Origin of the sequence: Cellulomonas septica (assembly GCF_012396155.1) — a bacterium.
GTDB classification, from domain to species: domain Bacteria; phylum Actinomycetota; class Actinomycetes; order Actinomycetales; family Cellulomonadaceae; genus Cellulomonas; species Cellulomonas septica.
This window is the reverse complement of the sequence record NZ_JAAXOY010000733.1, coordinates 1-1,666: the sequence shown is the minus strand read 5'-3', so window position 1 is coordinate 1,666 and position 1,666 is coordinate 1. Positions and strand designations below refer to the sequence as shown.

General features: G+C 76.5%; 1 protein-coding gene and 1 pseudogene. Both read left to right on the top strand.

The features are described from left to right. Positions 1-144 precede the first annotated feature (144 nt). Positions 145-945: a hypothetical protein gene (locus HGA02_RS18665; RefSeq protein ID WP_168680823.1), complete on the top strand. Its 801-nt coding sequence runs from the start codon at positions 145-147 to the stop codon at positions 943-945. Continuing rightward, positions 942-1,666 (top strand): annotated as a pseudogene (locus HGA02_RS18660) (multicopper oxidase domain-containing protein); the annotation flags it as partial. The gene HGA02_RS18665 and the pseudogene HGA02_RS18660, both read left to right, overlap by 4 nt.

The following is a 1,666-nucleotide window of genomic DNA, read 5'->3' as shown; positions in this document are numbered from 1 at the left end:
CCCGACTGACCCCTTCCCGCTCCGCGCACGACGCCGCCCGCGCCCGCGGGCGTGCGGCGCCGCCCCACCACCGGTGCGGGCCGGCGACGTGGACCCACCCCGCGGTGGGTGCGCGACTCCCGGAACGTGGAAGGAACACCTGTCATGAGCACGAAGATCTGGACCCGGGCGCTCGGCGTCGCGGGTGTCACCGGCGGCCTGGTGCTGCTGTCCGCCGCCGCCTCACAGGCGTCCGACGGCCCCCTGGGCGGTCTGACCGACGGCCTCCTGGGCGGTGGCTCGTCCACCAGCCAGGACGCCACCTCGTCCGAGGGCGACGCGGCGGGTGAGGCCGCCGTGCAGGCACCGATCACCCTCGGCGGTGCCGAGCTGGGCCTGTCGACGTCGTCGACGCGGTCCTCCGGCTCGACGACGACGGTCACCGACGGCGACGGCGGCTCGGTCTCGCAGTCGCGCGAGCAGTCGTCGGCCGACGCGTCCAACCTCGGCGTCGACCTGGGGTCGGTGAGCATCGACCCCGCCGCCCTGCTGTCCGGCTCGGCCTCCGGCGGCGCGACCAGCACGGACGGCGCCGCGTCGGGGTCGACGGCCTCGGACGGGTCGCTCGCGGGTCAGGTCACGGCGGCCGCGCCGATCGACCTCGACGGGCTGTCGATCACCGGCACCCACCAGCAGGCGAGCACGCAGGAGGAGGAGCGCACCGTGACCACCGACGACGGCGCGTCCAGCACGACCGGCTCGGCCTCCGAGCAGCAGTCCACCACCACGGGCGGTCTGGAGCTCGAGGGTGTCACGGCCGACCCGGCCGCGACCGTCGGCGGCCTGCTCACGGGCGGCACCCTGTCGTCCGACCAGGGCCGCACCGAGGGCACGTCCACGGACGGTGCGGCGACGGGCGCCGTCGTCGTCGCGGACGAGGCCGACCCCGCGGAGGTGACCGCATGACGCGGGCGTCGTGGCACCTGCGCGCGAACGCGCTCGTCGGTGCGTGGCTCGTCGCGGCGGTCGTCGCGACGCTCGTGCACCGGAGCGTCCCCGCGGCGCCGTGGCTCATGGTGCACCTGCTGCTGCTCGGCGCGGTGAGCACCGCGATCCTCGTGTGGAGCCAGCACTTCGCCGACACGCTGCTGCGCCGGCCTGCGCCCGGGGGACGCCGGGGTCACACCGCACGACTCGCCGCGCACACGCTCGGGTCGGTGCTCGTCGTCGGAGGGTTGCTCGCGCCCGTCTGGCCGCTCGTCGTCGCGGGTGGGGCGCTCGTCACGGCCGGCGCGGTCGCGCACGTCGTCGTCCTCGCGCGGCAGGGTCGTGGCGCGCTGCCGTCACGGTTCGGGCCGATGGTCCGCTACTACGTCGCGGCGAGCGCGCTCCTCCCGGTCGGCGTCACGCTGGGCGTGCTCATGGCGCGCGGCGACCTGTCCGACGAGGCGCACGGCCGCGCGTACGTCGCGCACGTCGCCCTCAACCTGCTCGGGTGGGTCGGCCTGACGGTGCTCGGCACGCTCGTCGTGCTGTGGCCGACGGTCCTGCACGCCCGGATCGACGAGCGTGCGGAGAAGGCCGCGCCGCGCGCGCTGCCCGTCGTGCTCGCCGGCCTCGCGGTCGTCGGTGGCGGGTCCGCGACCGGGTGGCGGCCGCTCGTCGGCGTCGGCTGCCTGGTCGTCGT

Bases quoted from the DNA above. Each gene is read 5' to 3' on its own strand.
- HGA02_RS18665 (WP_168680823.1), top strand. From the start codon at position 145: ATGAGCACGAAGATCTGGACCCGGGCGCTCGGCGTCGCGGGTGTCACC.